Origin of the sequence: Nocardia canadensis (genome assembly GCF_032656385.1) — a bacterium.
Lineage (GTDB): Bacteria > Actinomycetota > Actinomycetes > Mycobacteriales > Mycobacteriaceae > Nocardia > Nocardia canadensis.
Map to the genome: position 1 here is coordinate 648,854 of NZ_JAVCWB010000008.1, position 20,213 is coordinate 669,066.

Sequence of the window (20,213 nt, forward strand, 5' to 3'; positions counted from 1 at the left end):
CGGACCGACCATGAGCTCGACCTGCTTACGCCTGACCGCGCTGCTGCTCGGCGCCGCCGCGGTCGCCACCCTGGCCACCGGCTGCGGCGCCGGCGACGACGGCAAGACCGTCACGGTGAACATCGGCTACCAGTCCAAGACCATCAACACCGTTACCGCCGGTACCCTGCTGCGCGACCGCGGCACCTTCGAAGCCGAACTCGCCGCATTGGGCAAGACCAACGGCCTGACCTACCGGGTGGAGTGGAAGGATTTCGCCGCGGGCCCACCGCTGACCGCCCAGATGCTGGCGGGCCAGGTCGACATCGGTTCGATGGGCGACGCCCCGATCCTGGTGAACGGCTCCAAGACCCGCGATCACGCCGATGTGAAGTCCGAGCTGATCGCGGTCACCGGCTACAACCTGCGCGGCTCGCTCAACCAGATCGTCGTCCCGCTCGACGCGCCCGCGGCGACCCTGGCCGATCTGCGCGGGCAGATCGTGTCGACCAGTGTCGGCTCGGCCGCCCACGGCATGCTGGCCACCGGATTGTCGGCGGCGGGGATGACCCTCGACGACGTGAAACTGCTCGGCCAGGACCCCGCCGTCGGCGCCTCGGCGCTGCAGGGTGACCAGGTGGCCGCGCTGGCCCAATTCGTGCCGTGGCCACAGAAACTCGTCTACGACGGCAAGGCCCGACTGCTCTACGACGGTGGCAGCGCGGGCATCCCGACCTTCCATGCCGTCGTCGCCAACGAACGGTTCGGGACGCGGCACCCCGAGATCGTCACGGCGTTCCTCACCGCCCAGCGCAAGGTCACCGACTATCTCAACCAGCATCCGCTCGAGGCCGCGCAACGGGTCGCCGAGGTCACGGGTCTGCCCGCGGAAGTCGTCTACCTCTACAACGGCCCGAACGGCCTGGTCGGGTTCGATCCGACGATCAAGCCACAGCAGGTCGACGCGCTGGGCACCCTGCTGCCGTTCCTGAAGAGCCTGGGCGCGCTCTCCGACCTGAACCTCGATGAATTCGTCGACGATCGGTACGTGCGGGCCGTCTACGGCGCCGACTACGAGACCGCCCGAGCCTCGGTGGCCCCGCCGTCGACGCTCACCGGCACCGACAGCGTGTGCGGGGGAGCGGTCGACGGGCTCGCGACCGCCTCGGAAGCCTGGTTCGCCGACACCGCCACGACCGCGGTCGCCAGGACCCCTACCTGCCTGTTGCGCCGAATCGCGGCCGCGGGCGGCACCGTGCGCGCCGCCTACGTCCCCGACCACGGCACCGGAACCCGGCTGTTCGCCGCGACCGCGACCTGGGTCAGCGATCCCGGCGCGGGCCCCGACGATCGCCTGCTGCCGTTCGCGATCCGCGCCGACGCGCAGCGCCACGCCGCCGCTCATCCGGGCGCCGCGGTCATCGACTACCAGGCAGCGCTGACAGCCCGCTAGATCCGTCACGTGAGACCAGGAGGCTCACCATGACCGTTTCCGCCCAACCCCTCGCCGCCCCGGTCGCGGCACCCGAGACCACCGCGCCCCGCGCGCAGTCACCCACCCGCTTCACGATTCCCCGCAGAGCGCGCAGGACGGCACTGACCGCCGTTCCGTTGCTGGCGCTGCTGCTGGCCTGGCATCTGCTCACCACCTACCAGGTGGTGCTGTGGTTGCGCTTCGACAAAATTCCTACGCCCGCCGCGGTTTTCGACGCGTTCCGCACCCAGCTCGGCGCGGCGAGCTACTACCGCGACGTCGTCTCCAGCACTCGGCGGATCCTGGTCGGCTTCGGCCTGGCGACGGTGTCCGGCGTCCTGATCGGGATGGCGGTCGGCCGCTCGGCCGTCGTCAGCGCCCTGGTGCGGCCGCTGCTCGAGGTCTTCCGGCCGATCCCCGCGATCGCGCTGGTGCCGTTGGCGATCCTGCTGTTCCCGACGGGAGAGCAGGGGATCGTGTTCATCACCTTCTTCGCCGCGTTCTTCCCGGTGGCGGTGAGCACCATCCACGCCATGCACGCGTTGCCCCGCGTGTGGGAGGAGGCCGCGCACACCCTCGGCGCGCGCCGGCGCGACATCCTGTTCCAGATCGCGCTGCCGGGGGCACTGCCCGGCATCTTTTCCGGCCTGTCCGTCGCGATGGGGGTGGCCTGGATCTGCGTGATCAGCGCCGAGATGATCTCCGGCCAGTTCGGGATCGGGTATTTCACCTGGCAGTCCTACGGATTGCTGGACTATCCGGGCGTGATCGTCGGCATGCTCACCATCGGGCTGCTCGGCTGGTTCACCGCCTGGCTGGTGGAACTGGCGGGGCGCCGGGTGAACCGGTGGCTGCCGAGGGCACAGCGATGAGCGCCGGCGCCGCGGTGCGGCTGGCCGGACTGCGCGTCGCCTACGGCGAAAGCCTGGCGGCCGAAGTGGATCTCGACATCGCGGCCGGGCAGATCGTCGTGCTGCTCGGACCCTCGGGCTGCGGCAAGTCCACGGTGCTGCGCGCGATGGCCGGACTGCTGCCCCCGATCGGCGGCACGGTCTCGGTCGACGGCGCGGCGGCGGCCCAGCACTGCTCGATGGTGTTCCAGGAAGACGCGCTGCTGCCGTGGCGCACCGCCCGCCGCAATATCGAATTCGCGCTGAAGTTGCGGGGTGTGGCCCGCCGGGACCGCCGGGGCGAGGCGCAGGACCTGCTGAACCTGGTGGGGCTCACCGACTTCGGTGATCATCTGCCCGGTGCCCTGTCGGGCGGGATGCGCCAGCGGGTGCAACTGGCGCGGACACTGGCGGCGCGACCGCGGGTGCTGCTGATGGACGAACCGTTCGGCGCGCTGGACGCGCAGACCCGCGCCGACATGCAGCGCCTGCTCATCTCGGTGTGGCAGCAGCGCCGGACCACGGTGCTGTTCGTCACCCACGACGTCGACGAGGCGCTGCTGCTGGCCGACCGCATCGTGCTGCTCACCCCGCGTCCGGCGCGCATCCAGCGGGTGATCGAGATCGACTCGCCCCGTGCGCCGGGCGCCCGTTTCGAGCCCGAATTCGCCCGTCTGCGTTATGAGATCCTCGCCGCGCTCGGCGAGCCGAACGAGAAGGAACGACAGCCATGACCTTCGTCATCGGAGCCGCCTGCGTGGACGTGCTGGACCGCGCCTGCGTGGAGGAATGCCCGGTCGACTGCATCTACACCGGTGACCGGATGGCCTACATCCATCCCACCGAATGCGTGGATTGCGGTGCGTGCGAGCCGGTCTGCCCGGTCGAGGCGATCTCGCTCGCCGAGGACATCGCGCCGGGGCAGGAGGACTTCGTCGCTGCCAATGCCGCGTTCTTCGACCTGCCGCTGCCCGGCCGCGATGCCGCGCTCGGGTCCCCGGGCAGTGCCGCCGCGATCGGTGATCTCGGCGTGGACACCCCCTTCGTCGCGGAGTACCGGAAATGACAGCCGCCGATCCCGCCCTGCGCGTGGCGATCGTCGGGGCGGGACCGGCCGGTATCTACGCCGCCGACGCATTGATGAAGTCCGATGCCGATGTCAGCATCGACCTCTACGAGCGCATGCCCGCGCCCTTCGGCCTGATCCGCTACGGCGTCGCCCCCGACCACCCGCGTATCAAGGGCATCATCACCGCCCTGCACAAGGTCCTCGACAAAGACCAGGTCCGCCTGCTCGGCAACATCGACTACGGCACCGACATCACCCTCGACGACCTGCGTCAGTTCTACGACGCGGTCATCTTCTCCACCGGCGCCAACGCCGACCGCGCCCTGCCCATCCCCGGCATCGACCTCGACGGTTCCTACGGTGCCGCCGACTTCGTGTCCTGGTACGACGGGCACCCCGACGTGCCGCGCTCGTGGCCGCTGGACGCGGAGAAGGTCGCCGTGCTCGGTGTCGGCAACGTCGCCCTCGACGTGGCGCGCGTGCTGGCCAAGACCGGTGACGAGCTGCTGCCGACCGAGATCCCGCCGAACGTCTACAAGGGGCTCAAGGCCAACAAGGCCGTCGAGGTCCACGTCTTCGGGCGCCGTGGCCCCGCCCAGGCCAAGTTCACCCCGCTCGAGCTGCGTGAACTCGACCACTCGCCGACGATCGAGGTCATCGTCGATCCCGAGGACATCGACTACGACGAGGGCTCCGAAGCCGCCCGCCGCAACTCCAAGCAGGTCGACATGGTCGCCAACACCCTCGAGCAGTGGGCGATCCGCGACCAGGGCAACCGCCCGCACAAGCTGTTCCTGCACTTCTTCGAGTCCCCGGCCGAGGTCATCGGCGAAAACGGCAAGGTCGTCGGTCTCAAGACCGAGCGCACCCAACTCGACGGCACCGGCAACGTCAAGGGCACCGGCGAGTTCAAGCAGTGGGACGTGCAGGCCGTCTACCGCGCCGTGGGCTATCGCTCCGCCGAGGTGCCCGACATCCCGTTCGACGAGGACACCGGCACCGTTCCCCACGAGGCGGGCCGCGTTCTCACCGCCACCGGACCGCTGCCCGGTGTGTACGTGACGGGCTGGATCAAGCGTGGCCCGATCGGCCTCATCGGCCACACCAAGGGCGATGCCAACGAGACCGTGGCCTGCCTGCTCGAAGACCGTCCGACCTCGCCCCGCCCCGCTCGTCCCGATCCCGGCGCGGTCCTGGAATTCCTCGCGGGCGCGGGCATTCCGTTCACCACCTGGGCAGGCTGGTATCGCCTCGACGCGCACGAGCGCGCGCTGGGCGCGCCCGAAGGCCGGGAACGGGTCAAAGTCGTCGAACGCGCGGACATGCTGCGCGCCAGCCTCTGCCGGTGAAGGACACACCCATGCCCCCGCCGAGCACCCCGACCGAAACACAGATCATCGCCGCCCTGGGCGAGGTCTGCGATCCCGAGATCGGCCGTCCGCTCACCGAACTGAACATGGTCGCGGCCGTCGTGGTGGACGCTCACGGCCACGTCGGCATCCGCGTCCTGCTGACGGTCGCCGCCTGCCCGCTGCGGGCGAGGATCAGCGAGGACATCTGGGCCGCCGTCACCGCGCTCCCCGGCGTCGCCGGTGTCGACATCGACTTCGGTGTGATGAGCGAAGACCAGCGCCGGGCGCTGCGCGTCCAGCTGCGCGGGCCGGACGCCGCAGCGGCGAGCGGGCCGGCCGACCCGGCGTCGCCGACGACGGTGTACTGCGTCGTGTCCGGGAAGGGCGGTGTCGGAAAGTCCAGCGTCACGGTGAATCTGGCGGTCGCGCTGGCCCGCCGCGGTCTGCGGGTCGGCATCATGGACGCCGACGTGCACGGGCATTCGGTCCCCGCGATGCTCGGCATCACCGTCGGCCCGACCCTGGTCGAGCGAATGATGATGCCGCCCAGCGCCTTCGGTGTCCGGGTCATCTCGATCGGCATGTTCGCCGACGGCAACACCCCCGTCGTCTGGCGCGGCCCGATGCTGCATCGCGCATTGGCGCAGTTCGTGCACGACGTCTACTGGGGTGAGCTCGACATCCTGCTGATCGATATGCCGCCCGGCACCGGTGACATCGCGATCTCCCTGGCCCAACTGCTGCCCGCCGCCCAGCTGCTGGTCGTCACGACGCCGCAGCGCACGGCGGCCCGCATCGCCGAACGGGCGGGCGCCGTCGCGGCTCGGACCGGGCAGCGGGTGGCGGGCATCATCGAGAACATGTCCTGGTACGACAGCCCGGACGGGACCCGGCACACCCTGTTCGGCGCGGGCGGGGCCACTGCCGTCAGCCGGGCGCTGAGTACGCTCCTCGACACCTACTGTCCGGTGCTCGGCCGGATCCCGTTCGATCCGGGCGTCTGCGCGGCGGGCGACGAGGGCGCTCCGTTCGCCCACACCGCCCCGGAATCCGCGGCCGCCCGCGCCGTCGCCGACATCGCCGCGATCCTGGCCCCCACCAGCGCACCCCTGACCGGCAGACGCCTTGCCCTGACCGCGATGAACCGCTCGGTACAGCGAAATGGTGCGTAAGCGACACGGACGGCTCTAGTCTGTATCCGCTACACACTGTGGAGGTTGGATCAATGACGGTCGAGATCGTGACCGAGCCGGCGCCGGAGGACCTGTGGACCGGATCGGGCCGGGCCGCCGGTGCGCCGCCGACGTCGATGATCGAGCGGATGACGCTGATCCTCGACGCGTTCGACTCGACCACTCCCACCCTCACACTGCTCGGCCTGGCCGAACGCACCGGGCTACCGCGCTCCACGGTGCACCGGATCCTCGACCAGATGATCCGGCTGCGCTGGCTCGCGCACACCCCCGGCGGCTACCGGCTCGGGCTGCGCGTGCTGGAGCTGGGCGGACTGGCCGCTGAGCACAACGAGCTGCGCGAAGTCGTCGGTCCGCTGCTCTACGACCTGAGCCAGCGCACCGGCCTGATCGGTCATCTCGCCGTCCTCGACGGACGCGAGGTGCTGTTCCTGGACCGCGCGGGCGGGCGCAGCCAGGTCGCCATCCCCACCCGGGTCGGCGGACGACTGCCCGCGCACTGCACCGCGGTCGGCAAGGCGCTGCTGGCCACCCTCGAACCCGGCATCGCCGAGGCCTCGCTGCGCGGGGTCACCGTGCCGCGCACTGCCCGCACCATCATCGATCGCGCCGAACTGCATCGTGAACTGGCCCGGATCCGCAATCGGCAGGGCGTGGCCGTGGACACCGAGGAATCGCTGCCCGGTGTGGGCTGTGTCGCGGTGCCGATCCGCGGCCGCGGGGTCGCGCTGGCCGCGATCTCGCTGTCGGGCACGGTGCACGGCGACCGCAGTGCCCTCGACACCGCCCGGCTCGCGCGGGCGCTGGCCGAGGTGGCCAAGGAAGCGGCACGCGCCCTCGGCCCCCGGCACGGCCGCCCCGTCTAGCGCCTACTCGGTCGCCCGCCGCGCCATCGCCCGACCCGCCGCGCGACCCGAGAAGATGCACCCGCCCAGGAACGTGCCCTCCAGCGCGTTGTAGCCGTGCACGCCGCCGCCGCCGAAGCCGGCGACCTCACCCGCGGCGAACAGACCGGGGAACACCTCGCCGTCCGGTCGCAGCACCCGCGAATCGAGATCGGTCTGCAGGCCACCGAGCGTCTTGCGGGTCAGGATGTTCAGCCGGACCGCGATGAGCGGGCCGTGCGCGGGATCGAGAACGCGGTGCGGCTTGACCACGCGCCCCGCCTTGTCACCGAAGTACTTGCGGGCGTTGCTGATCGCGGAGATCTGCGCGTCCTTGGTGTAGGGATTGGCGACCTCACGGTCCCTGGCGACGATCTGGCGCTCGAGCGCGGCCGCGTCCAGCTTCGGTCCCCGGGCGATGTCGTTCATGCCGTCGACGAGCTCGGTCAGCGAATCGGCGACGACGAAATCCACACCGTGCTGTTTGAACGCCTCCACCGGACCCGGAGCGCCCTTGGCGACGCGGCTGCGCAGCGTGAGCTTGAGGTCCTTGCCGGTGATGTCGGGATTCTGCTCCGAGCCCGAGAGCGCGAACTCCTTCTCGATGATCGTCTGGTTGAGCACGAACCAGGAGTAGTCGTGCCCGGTCGACAGGATCCGGCGCATCGTCTCGTTGGTGTCGAAACCGGGGAAACACGGTGCGGGCATGCGGATTCCGTTCGCATCGAACCACAGCGACGAGGGTCCGGGAATGATCCGGATCGCGTGATCGGGCCAGACCGGATCCCAGTTGTTGATCCCCTCGGTGTAGTGCCACATGCGATCTCGGTTGACCAGCGCCGCGCCGGCTTGTTCGGAGATGCCGAGCATCCGGCCGTCGACATAGGCGGGCACGCCCGAGATCATCGTCTCCGGGCACGGACCGAGCCGTTCGGTGGGCCAGTTGCGGCGGATCAGGTCGTGCGCGTGCCCGATGCCGCCGGAACTCACCAGCACCGAGGGCGCGTGGAAGGCGAACTCGCCCACCGTGTCCCGGTTCGAGGCGACCCCGCGCTCGGTGTCGCTGGGGGCCAGGACGCTGCCGCGGACCCCGGTGACGGCGCCGTCGGTGACGATCAGCTCGTCGACTCGGTGCCGGAACGCGAACCGCACCTGGCCGCGGACCTCGCCGACGAGCACGGGCTCGAGGAAGACCCGCACGACCTCGGGTCCGGTGCCCCAGGTCAGATGGAAGCGGGGCACCGAGTTGCCGTGCCCGTCGGCCAGTCCGCCGCCGCGCTCGGCCCAGCCGACCAGCGGCGTGACACGAAGACCCAAGGCGTGCAAGTAGTCCCGCTTCTCGTCGGTAGCGAACCGCACGTAGGCCTGTGCCCACTGGCGCGCCATCCGATCCTCGTCCTCGCGATCGAAACCGGCCGAACCGAGCCAGTCCTGCAGTGCCAGTTCATAGGAGTCCTTGATCCCGAGCCTGCGCTGCTCGGGGCTGTCGACGAAGAACAACCCGCCCAGCGACCAGAACGCCTGGCCGCCGAGATTGGCGCGGTTCTCCTGGTCGACCACCAGGACATTGCGGCCGGCCAGTACCAGCTCGTGCGTGGCGACCAGCCCGGCGAGGCCTGCGCCGACGACGATCGCGTCGGGGGTGAAGTCGTCGGTGGGCTCTGACACTGTGCTCGACATCCACGGAACGTAGCATTGGTGCGTCGGTGGCCGGCGGCAAGTGTTGGAAAATGCTCTGACCAGCGGCGTTTCGTTCGAGAGAGGTCTGGGAATCCATGAAAGTCCGAACCCGTACCGGTGCTGCCCTGCTCGTGTTCACGGTACTCGCCGGTCTCGGCGCCACCTCCTGCTCGCGGTCGGAGCGGTGGTGCGAGCGTGACCAGGGCGATGTCCTCGTCGAGAACTCCTACTGCGAGCGCGGCGTTCCCGGCTACGAGTGGGAGCCCGACCACGACAAGCCCAAGAAGAAGAAGAAGCCGAAGAAGCACTGATCCGCCTGCGGCCTTGTGCCGCACGATGATCCGAGACCCGACCGTGGCGCAAGAGATGCCGACTTCGCGTCGAGTCGATGCAGGTCAGCGGGTATCCCACCAGTGAGCACGCCGAATACCGTTGCGGTGGACGGTGATCGCTCGTCTCTCTAGTTCTCACAACGGCGTGAGTGGGTGGGTGCCATGACCAACCGGAAGGTAATTCGTATCGTCGCAGGACATACAGCGCGAGCGCTGTCGGTGTTGCTACTGGCCGCGGGGATCGGGACAGCGATGTCACCGGGACTGACGGCGATGGCGCAGAGTTGCGCCACGCTCGATGTCGTGGTCGCCCGTGGGACACAGGAACCCGGCTATCTCGGCTCGGTCGTCGGCGACCCGCTCTACGCGGTGCTGAGCGCGCAACTATCGGTCGACACCACCGCCCATCGGGTCGAGTACCCGGCGGATCTGCTGGTGCCCTCCTCGGTCAGCGACGGTACGAGGGCGATGACGACGCATGTGCTCGCTCAGGCCGCGGCCTGCCCCGACCAGCGTTTCGTGCTCGTCGGCTACTCGCAGGGCGCGGCGGTGACGCACGGAGTCCTCGGCTCGCCGGCGATGATGATCCTGCCCGGCATGTGGGTGCTGCCGCCGGAGGTGTCCTCGCGGGTGGTGGCGGTGCTGCTGTTCGGTGATCCGTTGCGGCTCGTCGGCGGCACGGTCGCGCCGTGGTACGCCGACCGCACCGCGAACTATTGCACCGCGGGCGATCCCGTCTGCGCGGGTGGTGTCTTCCCGACCGCGCACGGGGCCTACAGCTGGGCCTTCGCCAACGCCGTCGGGCAAGTCGACGCGCGGCTGTGAGCCCGCTGCCCGTCGTCGTCAGACGGCGGGCAGTACCCCGTTCAGGACAGCGCCGATCTGTGCCACCGCGCGGTCGACGCTGCCGGTCGGCTGGAACAGATGGCTCAGCGTCAGCCGGACCATGATCTCGACGAACGAGGTCAGTTCGTCGTCGGACAGCGCGTCGAGCCGGTAGTGCTCCCGCACGGTGCCGGTCAGCGTGGCGACCGCGCGGCCCAACACCGGCTCCGGATCGCTCATCAACGCGGGCAGCAGCGCGGTGTCGCCGTCCGCTCGGGCCGCGAGCACAGCCTTGATCAAAGTGTTGTCCCCGGCGTTGCGCAGCGCGTAGTCCGCGGCGGCGGTCATGCCCGCGATGGCGTCGGTGGGGTGTTCGGCCAGGGTGTCGGCGATGCCTGCCAGGTAGATGCCCAGCTCGCGCTCGATCAGGGCGTCGGCAAGGGCCTGTTTGGTCCCCATTTCCTTGTACAGGACCGGCCTGCTGACGCCGACCTCCTTGGCCACGCGCGACATGTTGACCGCGCCCCACCCTTCGGTGACGACCATGGTGCGGGCGGCATCGAGCATGCGGTCACGCAACAGCAGACGCATCTCGGCGTGGAAGTTCGGCGATTCGGCCACTCGATCATCGTACATGTGCTATCGAATCTGCTCGTTCATTGACAATTCTTCCTAAAGTGTATTCACTGAGAACACATCGCGCTATGTTGTAAACGAACACAGCAATGACCGAGCCGGTGTCTCGGCGATCAGGAGAATGACAATGACGACATCTCGCATCGACGACCACGAAGGGTCGACGGCAGTCCTGCACTGGCGCGACCCCAAGCGCTACCTCTGGCTGTTCGGCCTGATCGCGCCCAGCGCGACGCTGCTGGCCGTCGCCTTCGTGTGGGCGTTCAACCAGCTGGGTTGGACCGCGGTCGCGCCGGTCTGGTGGTGGCTCGGGCCGATCCTGCTCTACGTGCTGCTGCCGATCCTGGATCGCTTCTTCGGCCCCGACGGCAAGAACCCGCCGGAAGAGGCCATGGAGCTGCTCGAGAACGATCGGTACTACCGGTACTGCACCTACGCCTACATCCCCCTGCAGCTGGTGAGCCTGGTGTTCGCCTGCTACCTGTGGACGGCCGACGATCTGTCCTGGCTCGGCATCGACGGCGGCCTCGGCCTGGTGTCGAAGATCGGCCTGGCCTTCACGATCGGCGCGATGGGCGGCATCGGGATCAACACCGCGCACGAGCTCGGGCACAAGAAGGACGAGCTGGAGCGCTGGCTGTCGAAGATCACCCTCGCCCAGACCGGCTACGGTCACTTCTACATCGAGCACAATCGCGGTCACCACGTGCGCGTGTCCACGCCGGAGGACCCCGCCAGCGCCCGCTTCGGCGAATCGTTCTGGACGTTCCTGCCCCGCAGTGTGTGGGGCAGCCTGGTCTCGGCCTGGGAACTCGAGCGCACCCGCCTCGAGCGACTCGGCAAGGGACCGTTCAGCATGCACAACGACGTGCTCAACGCCTGGCTGATGACGGTGGTGCTGTGGGCGGCGCTGGTCGCGGTGTTCGGCCCGGTGATCCTGCCGTTCCTGCTGATCCAGGCCGTGTACGGCTTCTCGCTGCTGGAGACGGTGAACTACCTCGAGCACTACGGTCTGCTGCGGCAGAAGACCGCCTCGGGGCGCTACGAGCGGTGCACCCCCGAGCACAGCTGGAACTCCGACCACATCGTCACCAACATCTTCCTGTACCACCTGCAGCGGCACAGCGATCACCACGCCAATCCGACCCGGCGCTACCAGACGCTGCGGCACATGGACGGCGCGCCCGAACTGCCCAGCGGCTACGCCAGCCTGATCGGCCTGGCCTACCTCACACCGCTGTGGCGCAAGGTGATGGACCCGCGCGTGCTCGCGCACTACGACGGCGACATCACCCGCGTGAACATCCAGCCCGCCAAGCGGGACAAGGTCCTGGCGAAGTACGGAGCGCGCTGATGGCCGCCTACACCTGTCCGGTCTGCGACTACCGCTACGACGAGACCACAGGCGCGCCCCGCGAGGGCTTCCCGGCCGGGACCGCCTGGGCGGCGATCCCCGACGACTGGTGCTGCCCGGACTGCGGGGTCCGCGAGAAGCTCGACTTCGCGCCGAGTGAGGAGGTGTCACGATGAGCGACTACAAGCTGTTCCGTTGCGTGCAATGTGGTTTCGAGTACGACGAGGCGCTCGGCTGGCCCGAGGACGGGATCGTGGCGGGCACCCGCTGGGACGACATCCCCGACGACTGGTCCTGCCCGGATTGCGGTGCGGCCAAGGCCGACTTCGAGATGCTCGAGGTGAGCCGCGGATGAGCGGCCGGATCGTCATCGTGGGTGCCGGCGTCGCCGGCGCGACCGCGGCCCAGACGCTGCGGCGCGAGGGCTACGCGGGGGAGATCGTCCTGGTCGGCGACGAACCGGACCTGCCCTACCGCAGACCCGCTGTGTCGAAGGAACTGCTGGCAGGCACCGGATCGTTCGATCGCGCGCTGCTCAAACCGGTGAAGTTCTGGGTCGACAACCGGATCGATCTGCGCCCCGCGTTCGGGGTGGAAGAGATCGATATCGACCGTGCGACAGTGCGATCGGGCACCGGCGAGGTGCTCGGCTACGACAGCCTGCTGCTGGCCACCGGGGCTCGGGCGCGGACGATCGACACCACCTCGACCCGGGTGCACACCCTGCGCACCCGCGCCGACATCGCCGCGCTCCAGGCGGCGGTCACCGCGGGCGGCTCGCTGCTGATCATCGGTGGTGGGCTGATCGGTTGCGAGGTCGCCGCCACCGTGCGGGGTCTGGGTGCCCGCGTGACGGTGCTCGATGCCGGAGCCGCGCTGATGGATCGGGTGGTGCCTGCGGCGGTGTCGGACGTGCTGCGGCGCCTGCACGAGGAACACGGCGTCGTGGTGGAGAACGGCGTGCTGACCACCCAGGTGGTCGACGCGGGCACCGGCGTCACGGCCACCGCTGCCGACGGGCGCACCTGGTCGGCCGCCGCCGCGCTGGTCGCCGTCGGGTCGGTGCCGGAAACGGCGCTGGCCGAGGCCGCGGGGATCGCCGTCAACGACGGTATCGTCGTCGACCAGCACTACCGCACCTCGGCGGCGGGGGTGTTCGCCGCGGGCGACGCCACCACCGGATTCCACCCGCTGCGTGGGGAATTCGAACGCGGTCAGCACTGGAACTCCGCCATGACCGCCGGTGCGGCGGCGGCCCTGTCGATGCTCGGGCACCCGGCCGCGCCCGCCGAGGTGCCGTGGGGCTGGACCGACCAGCACGGCGTCTCGATGCAGTTCGCCGGCTGGATTCACCCGCACGACGAACTGGTCGTCGACGGGGATCTGGCGGGCAAGGACTTCCTCGCCGTCGCTCTGCGCGATCGACGCCCGGTCGGAGCCGTCGCGATGCGCAGGCCCCGGGAGCTGCGCGCGATCCGTCCGCTCATCGCGGCCGGACAGCCCTGGCAGGCCACGGCGCCGGTGCCCACGCACTGATCGCGAGACCGGTCGCGACCGCGACGAACCGGGCCGCGCACGAGGTGATCGTGCGCGGCCCGGTGTCGTCGATCCAGGGCGACTACCAGTGCACGCCCGGCAGCACACGGCTCATCCGGGCCGCCGAACCCGGCATCACCATCAGCGGGGTGAGCACCGGAGCCAGGACAGTGAGCGCGTTGCGGCTGGGCTCGACCGGCGCCGCCGGCTCGGGGGCGGGCTCGGCGAGCACCGGCTTGCCCTGTGCCGCAGTGGATTCGCCGAAGAGCCGGAAGCCGGTGTGCATGATGGTCCGCTTGAGCGAGGGCAGGAACATCTCGACCGCCTGCGAGAAGGTGCCGACCGGGGTATCGATCCGGTCGGGCCGCTCCAGCATCGCGCGCACCACGATCCGGGCGGCGCGCTCGGGGTCGGGCAGCGGCAGGGCGCGGTAGAGATCGGTGGGGGCGATCATCGGGGTGCGCACCAGTGGCATCCGGATGGAGGTGAACGTGACACCGGCGCCACGGTTCTCGACGGCGGCGATATCGCTGAAATTGTCCAGCGCCGACTTGCTGGCGGCATAGGCGGCGAAGCGGGGAACCTTGGTCTGCACCGCGATCGAAGAGATGTTGACGATGTGGCCGAAGTGGCGCTCCCGCATCGACGGCAACAGCGCCAGGATCAGCCGCACGGCGCCGAAGTAGTTCACCGCCATCGTCCGCTCGAAGTCGTGCATGCGGTCCACCGAGTTTGCGACCGAGCGACGGATCGAGCGACCCGCGTTGTTGATCAGGTAATCGACATGGCCGTGCTCGCTCAGCAGCTGCTGCACGAGGCCGTCGACGGCCGTCGCGTCGGTGATGTCGCACGGGTAGGCGAAGGCGGTGCCGCCGTCGGCCCGCACGGATTCCGCTGCGGCGGTGAGGTCTTCGACGCCACGGGCCACCATGAGCACGGTGGCGCCGCGCTGGGCGACCGCGTGCGCGGTGGCCAGGCCGATGCCCGAGGACGCGCCGGTGATCAGCACGATCCGGCCCGCGAGCCGGTCGGCGTCGGCCGGGACCCGCCCGCGATGCGGGTCGAGGTTGGCACGCCAGAAGTCCCACAGCCGCTGGGCGTAGGTGTCGAAGGCGGGCACCGTCAGGCCGGGCAGCTGCGCGCGGGTCGATTCGGCGACGAACTCGGCGGTGAAACCGACGTGCGGCGCGACCTCGGCGGGAATGCCCGCCTGTTCGAACAGGAAGTCGCGCACCGCGTGGGCGCCGGGCACGTGCCCGAGGCCCGACAGCGCGCGGGCACTGCCGGGGACCGTGCCGATGCCCACCGGGCCACCCGCGGCGGTGGCCAGCGCGCGGTAGATCTCGCCGAAGGGCTGCGGCTCCGGGTTGACCAGGTGGAACGTGCGCCCGTCGAGTCCGTCCTTGCGCACCAGCCGGACCATCGCCTCGGCGACGTAGTCGACCGGAACGACATTGGTGGCGCCCAGATCGGGCAGGGGCAGCGGCAATTCGGCCGGCAGCGCCGAGAGGGCGTCGATCGCGGCGAAGAAGTAGTACGGGCCGTCGATCTTGTCCATCTCGCCGGTGCGCGAATCACCGACCACGATCGCCGGGCGGTACACCCGCCAGCGCACGTCGGTGGTTTCCCGGACGAGCTTCTCGGCGGCGAACTTGGTGCGGTGATACGGCGAGGTCAGGTTCTGGCCGAGATCGAAGTCCTCCTCGAAGAACTTGCCGCGGTGATCGCCCGCGACGGCCACCGAGGACACGTGGTGCAGCACGGCGTCGAGCCTGCGCGCCAGCTCGATCACCGAGCGGGTGCCGGCGACATTGGCCGCGTGCGCGGTCTCCTCGTCGGCGGTCATGTCGTAGACCGCGCCCAGATGCAGCACGTGATCGGCGCGCGGCGGCTCGTCGCCCAGGCCGAGGCCGTCGGCGGTCAGGTCGCCGACCAGCGCGAACACCCGATCACCGTCGGGATGCTGCGCGGTCAGCGCGGTGAACTTGGCCAGCGACTCGGCACGCACCAGCACGTGCACGATCGCCGTCGGGTCGGCGGCGAGCAGCCCCCGCACCACTCGCCGACCCAGAAATCCGGTACCGCCTGTCACGATGTAGGAAACCATCGCCCCTCCTGAAGATTCTCGAAACACGGTGTCGTGCAACAGTGATCCGGCATGCGGCGGTGGATGCGGCGATCAACGGTCGAAATCCAGCAGCAAGTGGCTGGAGAGAAACCGGGCACATCGTCGTCCCGGCAGGCCCTCACCGTACTCGTCGGTAACCTTGCCGGGCAAGCTCGTGGCGCCCGGTCACCGTGTGGGAATTGTCACCGATCGTCGCAGGTCAAAGGGTGTGTGTGACAGTTGATTTCAGTAACTGCGAGTTTCGGACAACTTGTCGCTATCGGCCGGCGAGGACGTCGTCGACGACCCCGGCCATCCGCGCGCGGAACACCTCGGGAGCGAAGGTGAGCGCGTGGTCGCGGATCTTCGCCGGATCGTAGGTCGCCGAATCGAACTCGCCCATCAGCTCGGCCAGTGCCGCGACGACCTCGTCGTCGGTGCCCGCGGGCACGTAGGCGCCGACGACACCGGGCCGCACCGTGTCGAGTGCGCCGCCCGCCCCGACGGCGAGCACGGGGGCGCCGCACGCCATCGCCTCGACGGGCACGATGCCGAAGTCCTCGATGCCCGGCATCAGCAACGCCCGGCAGCGCCGGTACATGTCCTGCAACTGCGCGGCGGAGGTGGCGCCGAGGAAGGTGGTCTCCGGGCCCGCGATCGCCGCGAGCTGGGCGCGGAAGCGGCCCTCGCCGAGAACGACCAGACGCACCCCGGCCCGCTGCGCCGCCCGGATCGCCAGGTCGGCGCGCTTGTAGGGCACCAGCCTGCCCGCGCACAGGTAGAAGTCCTCGCGGGCGAGGGCCGGGTCGGGAGTGAACCGCGCGACCTGGACCGGCGGATTGACCACCGAGGCGGGCAGTCCCCACCAGTCGGTGACCCGCTGCGCGACCGCGTGCGAGTTGGCCACCACGTGGGCGAGCCGCGGCGCGGCGCGCAGTTCCCCGCGGCGCGCCAGCGTGCCCAGCGCGGCGAGGGCGAGCTGCCCGGCGCGCCCACCCGCCTCCTGGGCGCGGAACTCGCGATCCCAGGCCCACCGGGCCGGGCTGTGCACGTAGGCGACGACGGGTGCGTCGGTGGCCAGGGCGGCCTGGGTGGCGAAGGCGTGATGGCTGATCACCACCACGTCGTGGTCGCGCAGCGGCAACCGGCGCAGCACGCGCGGCACCAGCGGCAGCAGGGGAGCGTGTCTGCCGCCGGTCAGGGCATGGGCGCGGCTGAGCCAGCTGTCGTGGACGGCGCCGACCGGTTCGCGGATCCCGCCCGGCGCGACGATCGGCGCGAAAACCTCGGCATCGGGCCAGGTTTCGACGAATTCGCCGACCACCGCCTCGGAACCGCCGAACTCGGTGAAACGTTCGTGTACGAGGGCGACACGGGTCATCGGGAGGTGCTCGTTTCGATCTGTCGGGGGGCGGCGGTGCGGCGCAGGGCGGGGGCGACCGGCCTGCCGCGCAGCAGACCCTCGACGGTGCCCCGGTCGATCGCGCGGCGATAGACCACGGCGGCCTCGGCGCAGGCGGCGACGGTGGCAGTCACGGCGGCGGCGTCGTGGGCCGCGGAGACGACGAAGGACTGACCGAGCACCCCACGCTGGAGCAGCTCCTGCAGGAACAGCGTCCGGAAGGCCTGGGACGCAGCACCTTCCGCGTCGAGGGTACGGAAGATCAGGCAGGACGGACGGCCCCGGACCTGGAGGTGGTCGGCGAGCCCGAGCTCGGCGGCGACGGCGTTCACGCCGTCGGCCAGGTCGCGCCCCGCCTGCTCCATCCGGGTGACCGGGTCCTCGGTGCGGTAGGCGTGCACGACCGCGCGGAACGCGGCCAGCGCCGAGGTCTCCGGGCCGTGCGTGGTCGAGAGCAGGAACACCCGGTCCCGCTCGGTACGCAGCCCGCCGAGCTCCATGTACTCGCGCTTGCCCGCGAGCGCGGAGATCGGGAAGCCGTTGCCCATCGCCTTGCCCCAGCACGACAGGTCGGGCGTGACGCCGTAGACGGCCTGCGCGCCACCCGCCGCCCAGCGGAAGCCGGTGATCATCTCGTCGAACACCAGCAGTGTGCCGTGCCGATCACAGAGCGCGCGAACGCCTTCCAGATAGCCGGGCAGCGGCTCGGCCAAGGCGGTGGCGGCCTCGAGGAACACCGCGGCCACCTCACCGGCGGCCAGGGTGCCCGCCAGCGCGTCGAGGTCGTTGTAGGGGAACTTCACGGTGTCGACGGCGGGGATGCCGCCCGCCATCTCGGTGGTGCCGATGAACCAGTCGTCGACGGAGAAGAACGGCTGATCGCAGACGGCGATCCGGGTCCGCCCGGTGACCGCCCTGGCGAGACGCACCGCGGCGGTGGTGGCGTCGGAGCCGTTCTTGGCGAACTTGACCATGTCGGCGCCGGGCACCAGCGACAGGAAGTCCTCGGCGGCGAGCAGTTCCGATTCGGTGGGCCGGGAGAAGCTCGAGCCGTCGGCGGCGGCGCGCGCGGCGGCCGCGCACACCGGCTCGTAGCCGTGGCCCAGCGTGACCGCGCGCAGCCCCATCCCGTACTCGACGAACTCGTTGCCGTCGACATCCCAGACCCGAGCGCCCTTGCCGCGCACCAGCACCGGGGCCATGCCCTCGGGGTATTGGTCGCTGCCGCGCGCGTAGGTGTGCGCGCCGCCCGGAACGAGCTCGTGCAGCCGGGCCTGGACGGCCGTGCTGTGATCGAAGCTGCGCATCAGCGTTCCTCTCGGCTCGTGTCGGTCGGTCCGTGGCGACCCGGTCCCGAGCGGTTGCCCGCCCTACGCGCTGGGCGTCGAGTTCTTGCTCGCGGTCTTCACCGGGGCTGCCCGTGGGGGCCACTGGCGGGGGAGGACCGTGGTCTCGGGGTCGTAGGCGACGGATACCGATGCCGGCGCGATCGCGTCGGCGCGGGCGGACGGGTCGACCTCGGAGGTACCGACCGACGCGGATGTCTCGGCGGGCTTCGGTTCCTCGGCGGTGCGCTTGCGACCGGTGCGCCGCTCCAGCGCGCCACGCGCCAGCACCAGGCCCTCGGCGGCCACGATCAACGCGGCCAAGGCGGCGAACAGCCCTTCCTGCACCGGGTGCGGGGCCACCAGTTCCGTGCGCGGATTGCTGATCACGGTGAGCCGGGCCATGCCGAGCACCTGGCGGAACTCGATTTCGCGGGCGACGTCCCTGGCGTCGAAACTCAGCTCCGGCCGCAGCGGATCGTCGACGAGCCGCTTGGAGAAGGTGTCCTCGACGGCCCGGCGGTGATCTTCCAGGTCGGCCGCCGAGCGAGCGATCGCCTCGGTGCGCATCTGGGATCCGACACGGTCGAGCGACTGTTCTACCGCGAGGACGAGTTTGGCGGCCTGCTCGGGAGTGCTCGCCTGCGCTGTGATGATCAACAGCGAGGGTGCGGGGCCGGTCATGGCCGAGACCCGGGGCCGCAGATCGTCTTCGGAGGGGGCCAGCCCGTTCTTCACCACGTCCGACAGCACCCGGCTCTCGGTGATCAGCACGATGTAGGGCTGGGTGAGTTCGTTGAACACCGCGCCGATCGATTGCTGGGAGATCTGCGCGGTCAGGCTCGCCTCGTAGGTGCGGTCGCTGCGGTCGCGCACCAGCCAGACGCCCGCGCCGACCAGCACGGCCACCACCAGGGCGATCGGGAGGACCCGGACCAGCTGGCGGGCGTGCCCGGCGAGGTCGACGCCGGACATCGACGCGCTCGCCGAGCGGGACTCACCCGTCGCCGCCGTCTCACTCACACTTCCCCCACATTCCACCGGTAGTGGTGGCGATGGTAGCTGGGGTTCCGCTGCGCCGCGAGACGTGACCGCGACGGGTTTACCCGGCGGGTGCGGCCGGTAAACGTGTCCCGGAATCTGAAACGTCGATGCGGTCCCACTCGATACGCACGTGGCGCGACGTGCCCGCAGCGCCGCGGAAACAGTTCAGCGGGTCGATGTGGCGGAAATCGCCAGATGAGCGCGGGCGCGGGGAGATCGGTACGCTGAGCCGGTTCGTGCCCGCCCGCGGCGGGCACGCGGGATCGGTGAGTGACGGAAATCATGGAGGATCGAACAGTGGTGGGGGTTCGGGTGTCGGTGTGTGTCCCGGCATTCAACGCGGCACGCACGATCGTCGAGACCATCGGGTCGATCCTCGCGCAGGACTTCGCGGATTTCGAGATCGTCGTGGTCGACAACGCGAGCGTCGACGGCACCGGCGAGCTGGTGCGGTCCTTCGACGACGACCGGATTCGGCTCTACACCAACGACGTCGTCCTGCCGATCGCCGAGAACTGGGACCGGACGATCGGACTGGCCTCGGGTGAGCTGGTCAAGCTCGTCTGCGCCGACGACCTGATCACCCCGAATTGCCTGTCGGCGCAGGTCGATGCGCTGCGCGATCCGGAGATCGCCGTCACCGGCGCCAGGTTCGACGTCATCGACGACGCGGGAACGCTGCTCGCCCGATCGCGTGGGCTGACGGGACTGCTCGGGCGCCGCTCGTCGCGGACCGCCCTGCGCGCCTTCGTCCGCAAGCTCCCCGACGAACTGTGCCCGACGGCCGCGTTCATGTTCCGCCGCAGCGATCTGGCCACGACCAGCGGGTTCCGCACCGACTTCCTCTACGCGATGGACATCGACCTCATCGCGCAACTGATCGAGCGCGGCGGCTTCTTCGGTGACAGCCGGGTGCTGGCGATCAACCGCGCCTCGGCGTTCAATTACTCCTCCACCACCTCGACCCTCAGCAAGCTGTCCGACGTGCTCCGGTTCAACCACCACTACCGGCGCAGGCACCGCGATCAGATCCGCCTCGTCGATGTCCTCGTCGGCGACGGCAAGGTCGTGCGTCAGGCACTGGTCCGGCTGGGCGCGCGGGTCAAACGCGCGGCCGGGAAGGGCTGAATC

Annotated in this window: 20 protein-coding genes; 14 read left to right on the plus strand and 6 right to left on the minus strand. The window is 70.0% G+C overall.

Annotated elements, in window-relative coordinates; all coding sequences use genetic code 11:
* Positions 1 to 10: 10 nt before the first annotated feature.
* Genes Q7X29_RS16750 through Q7X29_RS16780 form a run of 7 tightly spaced genes read left to right on the plus strand, consistent with a single transcriptional unit; the run spans position 11 to position 6,823 of the window.
* A complete protein-coding gene (locus Q7X29_RS16750) occupies positions 11 to 1,432 on the plus strand; it encodes an ABC transporter substrate-binding protein (RefSeq protein ID WP_316574656.1) in 1,422 nt (473 codons plus the stop codon).
* A gap of 29 nt (positions 1,433 to 1,461) precedes the next feature.
* Positions 1,462 to 2,325 carry an ABC transporter permease gene (locus Q7X29_RS16755; RefSeq protein WP_218716316.1) on the plus strand — a complete coding sequence of 288 codons (864 nt, stop codon included), beginning with the start codon at positions 1,462 to 1,464 and terminating at the stop codon, positions 2,323 to 2,325.
* On the plus strand, positions 2,322 to 3,077 hold the full coding sequence (locus Q7X29_RS16760; protein ID WP_316574657.1) for an ABC transporter ATP-binding protein: 756 nt from the start codon (positions 2,322 to 2,324) through the stop codon (positions 3,075 to 3,077). Before Q7X29_RS16755 ends, Q7X29_RS16760 begins: the two co-directional genes overlap by 4 nt.
* Positions 3,074 to 3,409 (plus strand): ferredoxin, encoded by a 336-nt coding sequence (fdxA, locus tag Q7X29_RS16765; RefSeq protein WP_316574658.1) that lies wholly within the window; start codon positions 3,074 to 3,076, stop codon positions 3,407 to 3,409. The genes Q7X29_RS16760 and fdxA overlap by 4 nt, the downstream gene beginning before the upstream one ends.
* On the plus strand, positions 3,406 to 4,761 hold the full coding sequence (locus Q7X29_RS16770) for an FAD-dependent oxidoreductase (RefSeq protein WP_316574660.1): 1,356 nt from the start codon (positions 3,406 to 3,408) through the stop codon (positions 4,759 to 4,761). Before fdxA ends, Q7X29_RS16770 begins: the two co-directional genes overlap by 4 nt.
* An 11-nt stretch (positions 4,762 to 4,772) precedes the next feature.
* A complete protein-coding gene (locus Q7X29_RS16775; protein ID WP_316575374.1) occupies positions 4,773 to 5,936 on the plus strand; it encodes an Mrp/NBP35 family ATP-binding protein in 1,164 nt (387 codons plus the stop codon).
* Between the two features lie 53 nt (positions 5,937 to 5,989).
* Entirely contained in the window at positions 5,990 to 6,823 is an 834-nt protein-coding gene (locus Q7X29_RS16780; protein ID WP_218716196.1) for an IclR family transcriptional regulator, read from the plus strand.
* Between the two features lie 3 nt (positions 6,824 to 6,826).
* Here the strand turns inward: Q7X29_RS16780 and Q7X29_RS16785 are convergent, their stop codons facing one another.
* Entirely contained in the window at positions 6,827 to 8,521 is a 1,695-nt protein-coding gene (locus Q7X29_RS16785) for an FAD-binding dehydrogenase (RefSeq protein ID WP_218716197.1), read from the minus strand.
* A gap of 95 nt (positions 8,522 to 8,616) precedes the next feature.
* Between Q7X29_RS16785 and Q7X29_RS16790 the strand changes: the two genes are divergently transcribed.
* Entirely contained in the window at positions 8,617 to 8,832 is a 216-nt protein-coding gene (locus Q7X29_RS16790) for a hypothetical protein (RefSeq protein WP_218716198.1), read from the plus strand.
* A gap of 273 nt (positions 8,833 to 9,105) precedes the next feature.
* Positions 9,106 to 9,678, plus strand: coding sequence for a cutinase family protein (locus Q7X29_RS16795; RefSeq protein ID WP_218716199.1), 573 nt, complete (start codon positions 9,106 to 9,108; stop codon positions 9,676 to 9,678).
* 18 nt (positions 9,679 to 9,696) lie between these two features.
* Here the strand turns inward: Q7X29_RS16795 and Q7X29_RS16800 are convergent, their stop codons facing one another.
* Positions 9,697 to 10,299, minus strand: a complete 603-nt coding sequence (locus tag Q7X29_RS16800; protein ID WP_316574661.1) for a TetR/AcrR family transcriptional regulator — start codon at positions 10,297 to 10,299, stop codon at positions 9,697 to 9,699.
* 142 nt (positions 10,300 to 10,441) lie between these two features.
* On the opposite strand from Q7X29_RS16800, the gene Q7X29_RS16805 reads away from it, so the two are divergent.
* From Q7X29_RS16805 to Q7X29_RS16820, 4 genes are read left to right on the plus strand one after another with little or no spacing between them, the layout of a single operon-like run.
* Positions 10,442 to 11,668, plus strand: coding sequence for an alkane 1-monooxygenase (locus Q7X29_RS16805; RefSeq protein WP_218716201.1), 1,227 nt, complete (start codon positions 10,442 to 10,444; stop codon positions 11,666 to 11,668).
* Positions 11,668 to 11,844 carry a rubredoxin gene (locus tag Q7X29_RS16810; RefSeq protein WP_218716202.1) on the plus strand — a complete coding sequence of 59 codons (177 nt, stop codon included), beginning with the start codon at positions 11,668 to 11,670 and terminating at the stop codon, positions 11,842 to 11,844. The genes Q7X29_RS16805 and Q7X29_RS16810 overlap by 1 nt, the downstream gene beginning before the upstream one ends.
* Complete coding sequence (locus Q7X29_RS16815) at positions 11,841 to 12,023, plus strand: rubredoxin (protein ID WP_218716203.1); 183 nt, start codon at positions 11,841 to 11,843, stop codon at positions 12,021 to 12,023. The genes Q7X29_RS16810 and Q7X29_RS16815 overlap by 4 nt, the downstream gene beginning before the upstream one ends.
* Complete coding sequence (locus Q7X29_RS16820) at positions 12,020 to 13,204, plus strand: NAD(P)/FAD-dependent oxidoreductase (protein ID WP_218716204.1); 1,185 nt, start codon at positions 12,020 to 12,022, stop codon at positions 13,202 to 13,204. The genes Q7X29_RS16815 and Q7X29_RS16820 overlap by 4 nt, the downstream gene beginning before the upstream one ends.
* An 82-nt stretch (positions 13,205 to 13,286) precedes the next feature.
* Here Q7X29_RS16820 and Q7X29_RS16825 read toward each other — a convergent pair whose 3' ends face one another.
* The 4 genes from Q7X29_RS16825 to Q7X29_RS16840 all read right to left on the minus strand — a co-directional run bounded on the left by Q7X29_RS16825 (position 13,287) and on the right by Q7X29_RS16840 (position 19,061).
* Complete coding sequence (locus Q7X29_RS16825) at positions 13,287 to 15,311, minus strand: SDR family oxidoreductase (RefSeq protein WP_218716205.1); 2,025 nt, start codon at positions 15,309 to 15,311, stop codon at positions 13,287 to 13,289.
* Between the two features lie 277 nt (positions 15,312 to 15,588).
* Complete coding sequence (locus Q7X29_RS16830; RefSeq protein ID WP_218716206.1) at positions 15,589 to 16,692, minus strand: glycosyltransferase; 1,104 nt, start codon at positions 16,690 to 16,692, stop codon at positions 15,589 to 15,591.
* Entirely contained in the window at positions 16,689 to 18,020 is a 1,332-nt protein-coding gene (locus Q7X29_RS16835) for a glutamate-1-semialdehyde 2,1-aminomutase (protein ID WP_218716207.1), read from the minus strand. Before Q7X29_RS16835 ends, Q7X29_RS16830 begins: the two co-directional genes overlap by 4 nt.
* A gap of 63 nt (positions 18,021 to 18,083) precedes the next feature.
* Positions 18,084 to 19,061, minus strand: coding sequence for a YveK family protein (locus Q7X29_RS16840; RefSeq protein ID WP_316574662.1), 978 nt, complete (start codon positions 19,059 to 19,061; stop codon positions 18,084 to 18,086).
* A gap of 318 nt (positions 19,062 to 19,379) precedes the next feature.
* Between Q7X29_RS16840 and Q7X29_RS16845 the strand changes: the two genes are divergently transcribed.
* Complete coding sequence (locus Q7X29_RS16845) at positions 19,380 to 20,210, plus strand: glycosyltransferase family 2 protein (RefSeq protein ID WP_316574663.1); 831 nt, start codon at positions 19,380 to 19,382, stop codon at positions 20,208 to 20,210.
* The last annotated feature ends 3 nt before the right edge of the window (positions 20,211 to 20,213 follow it).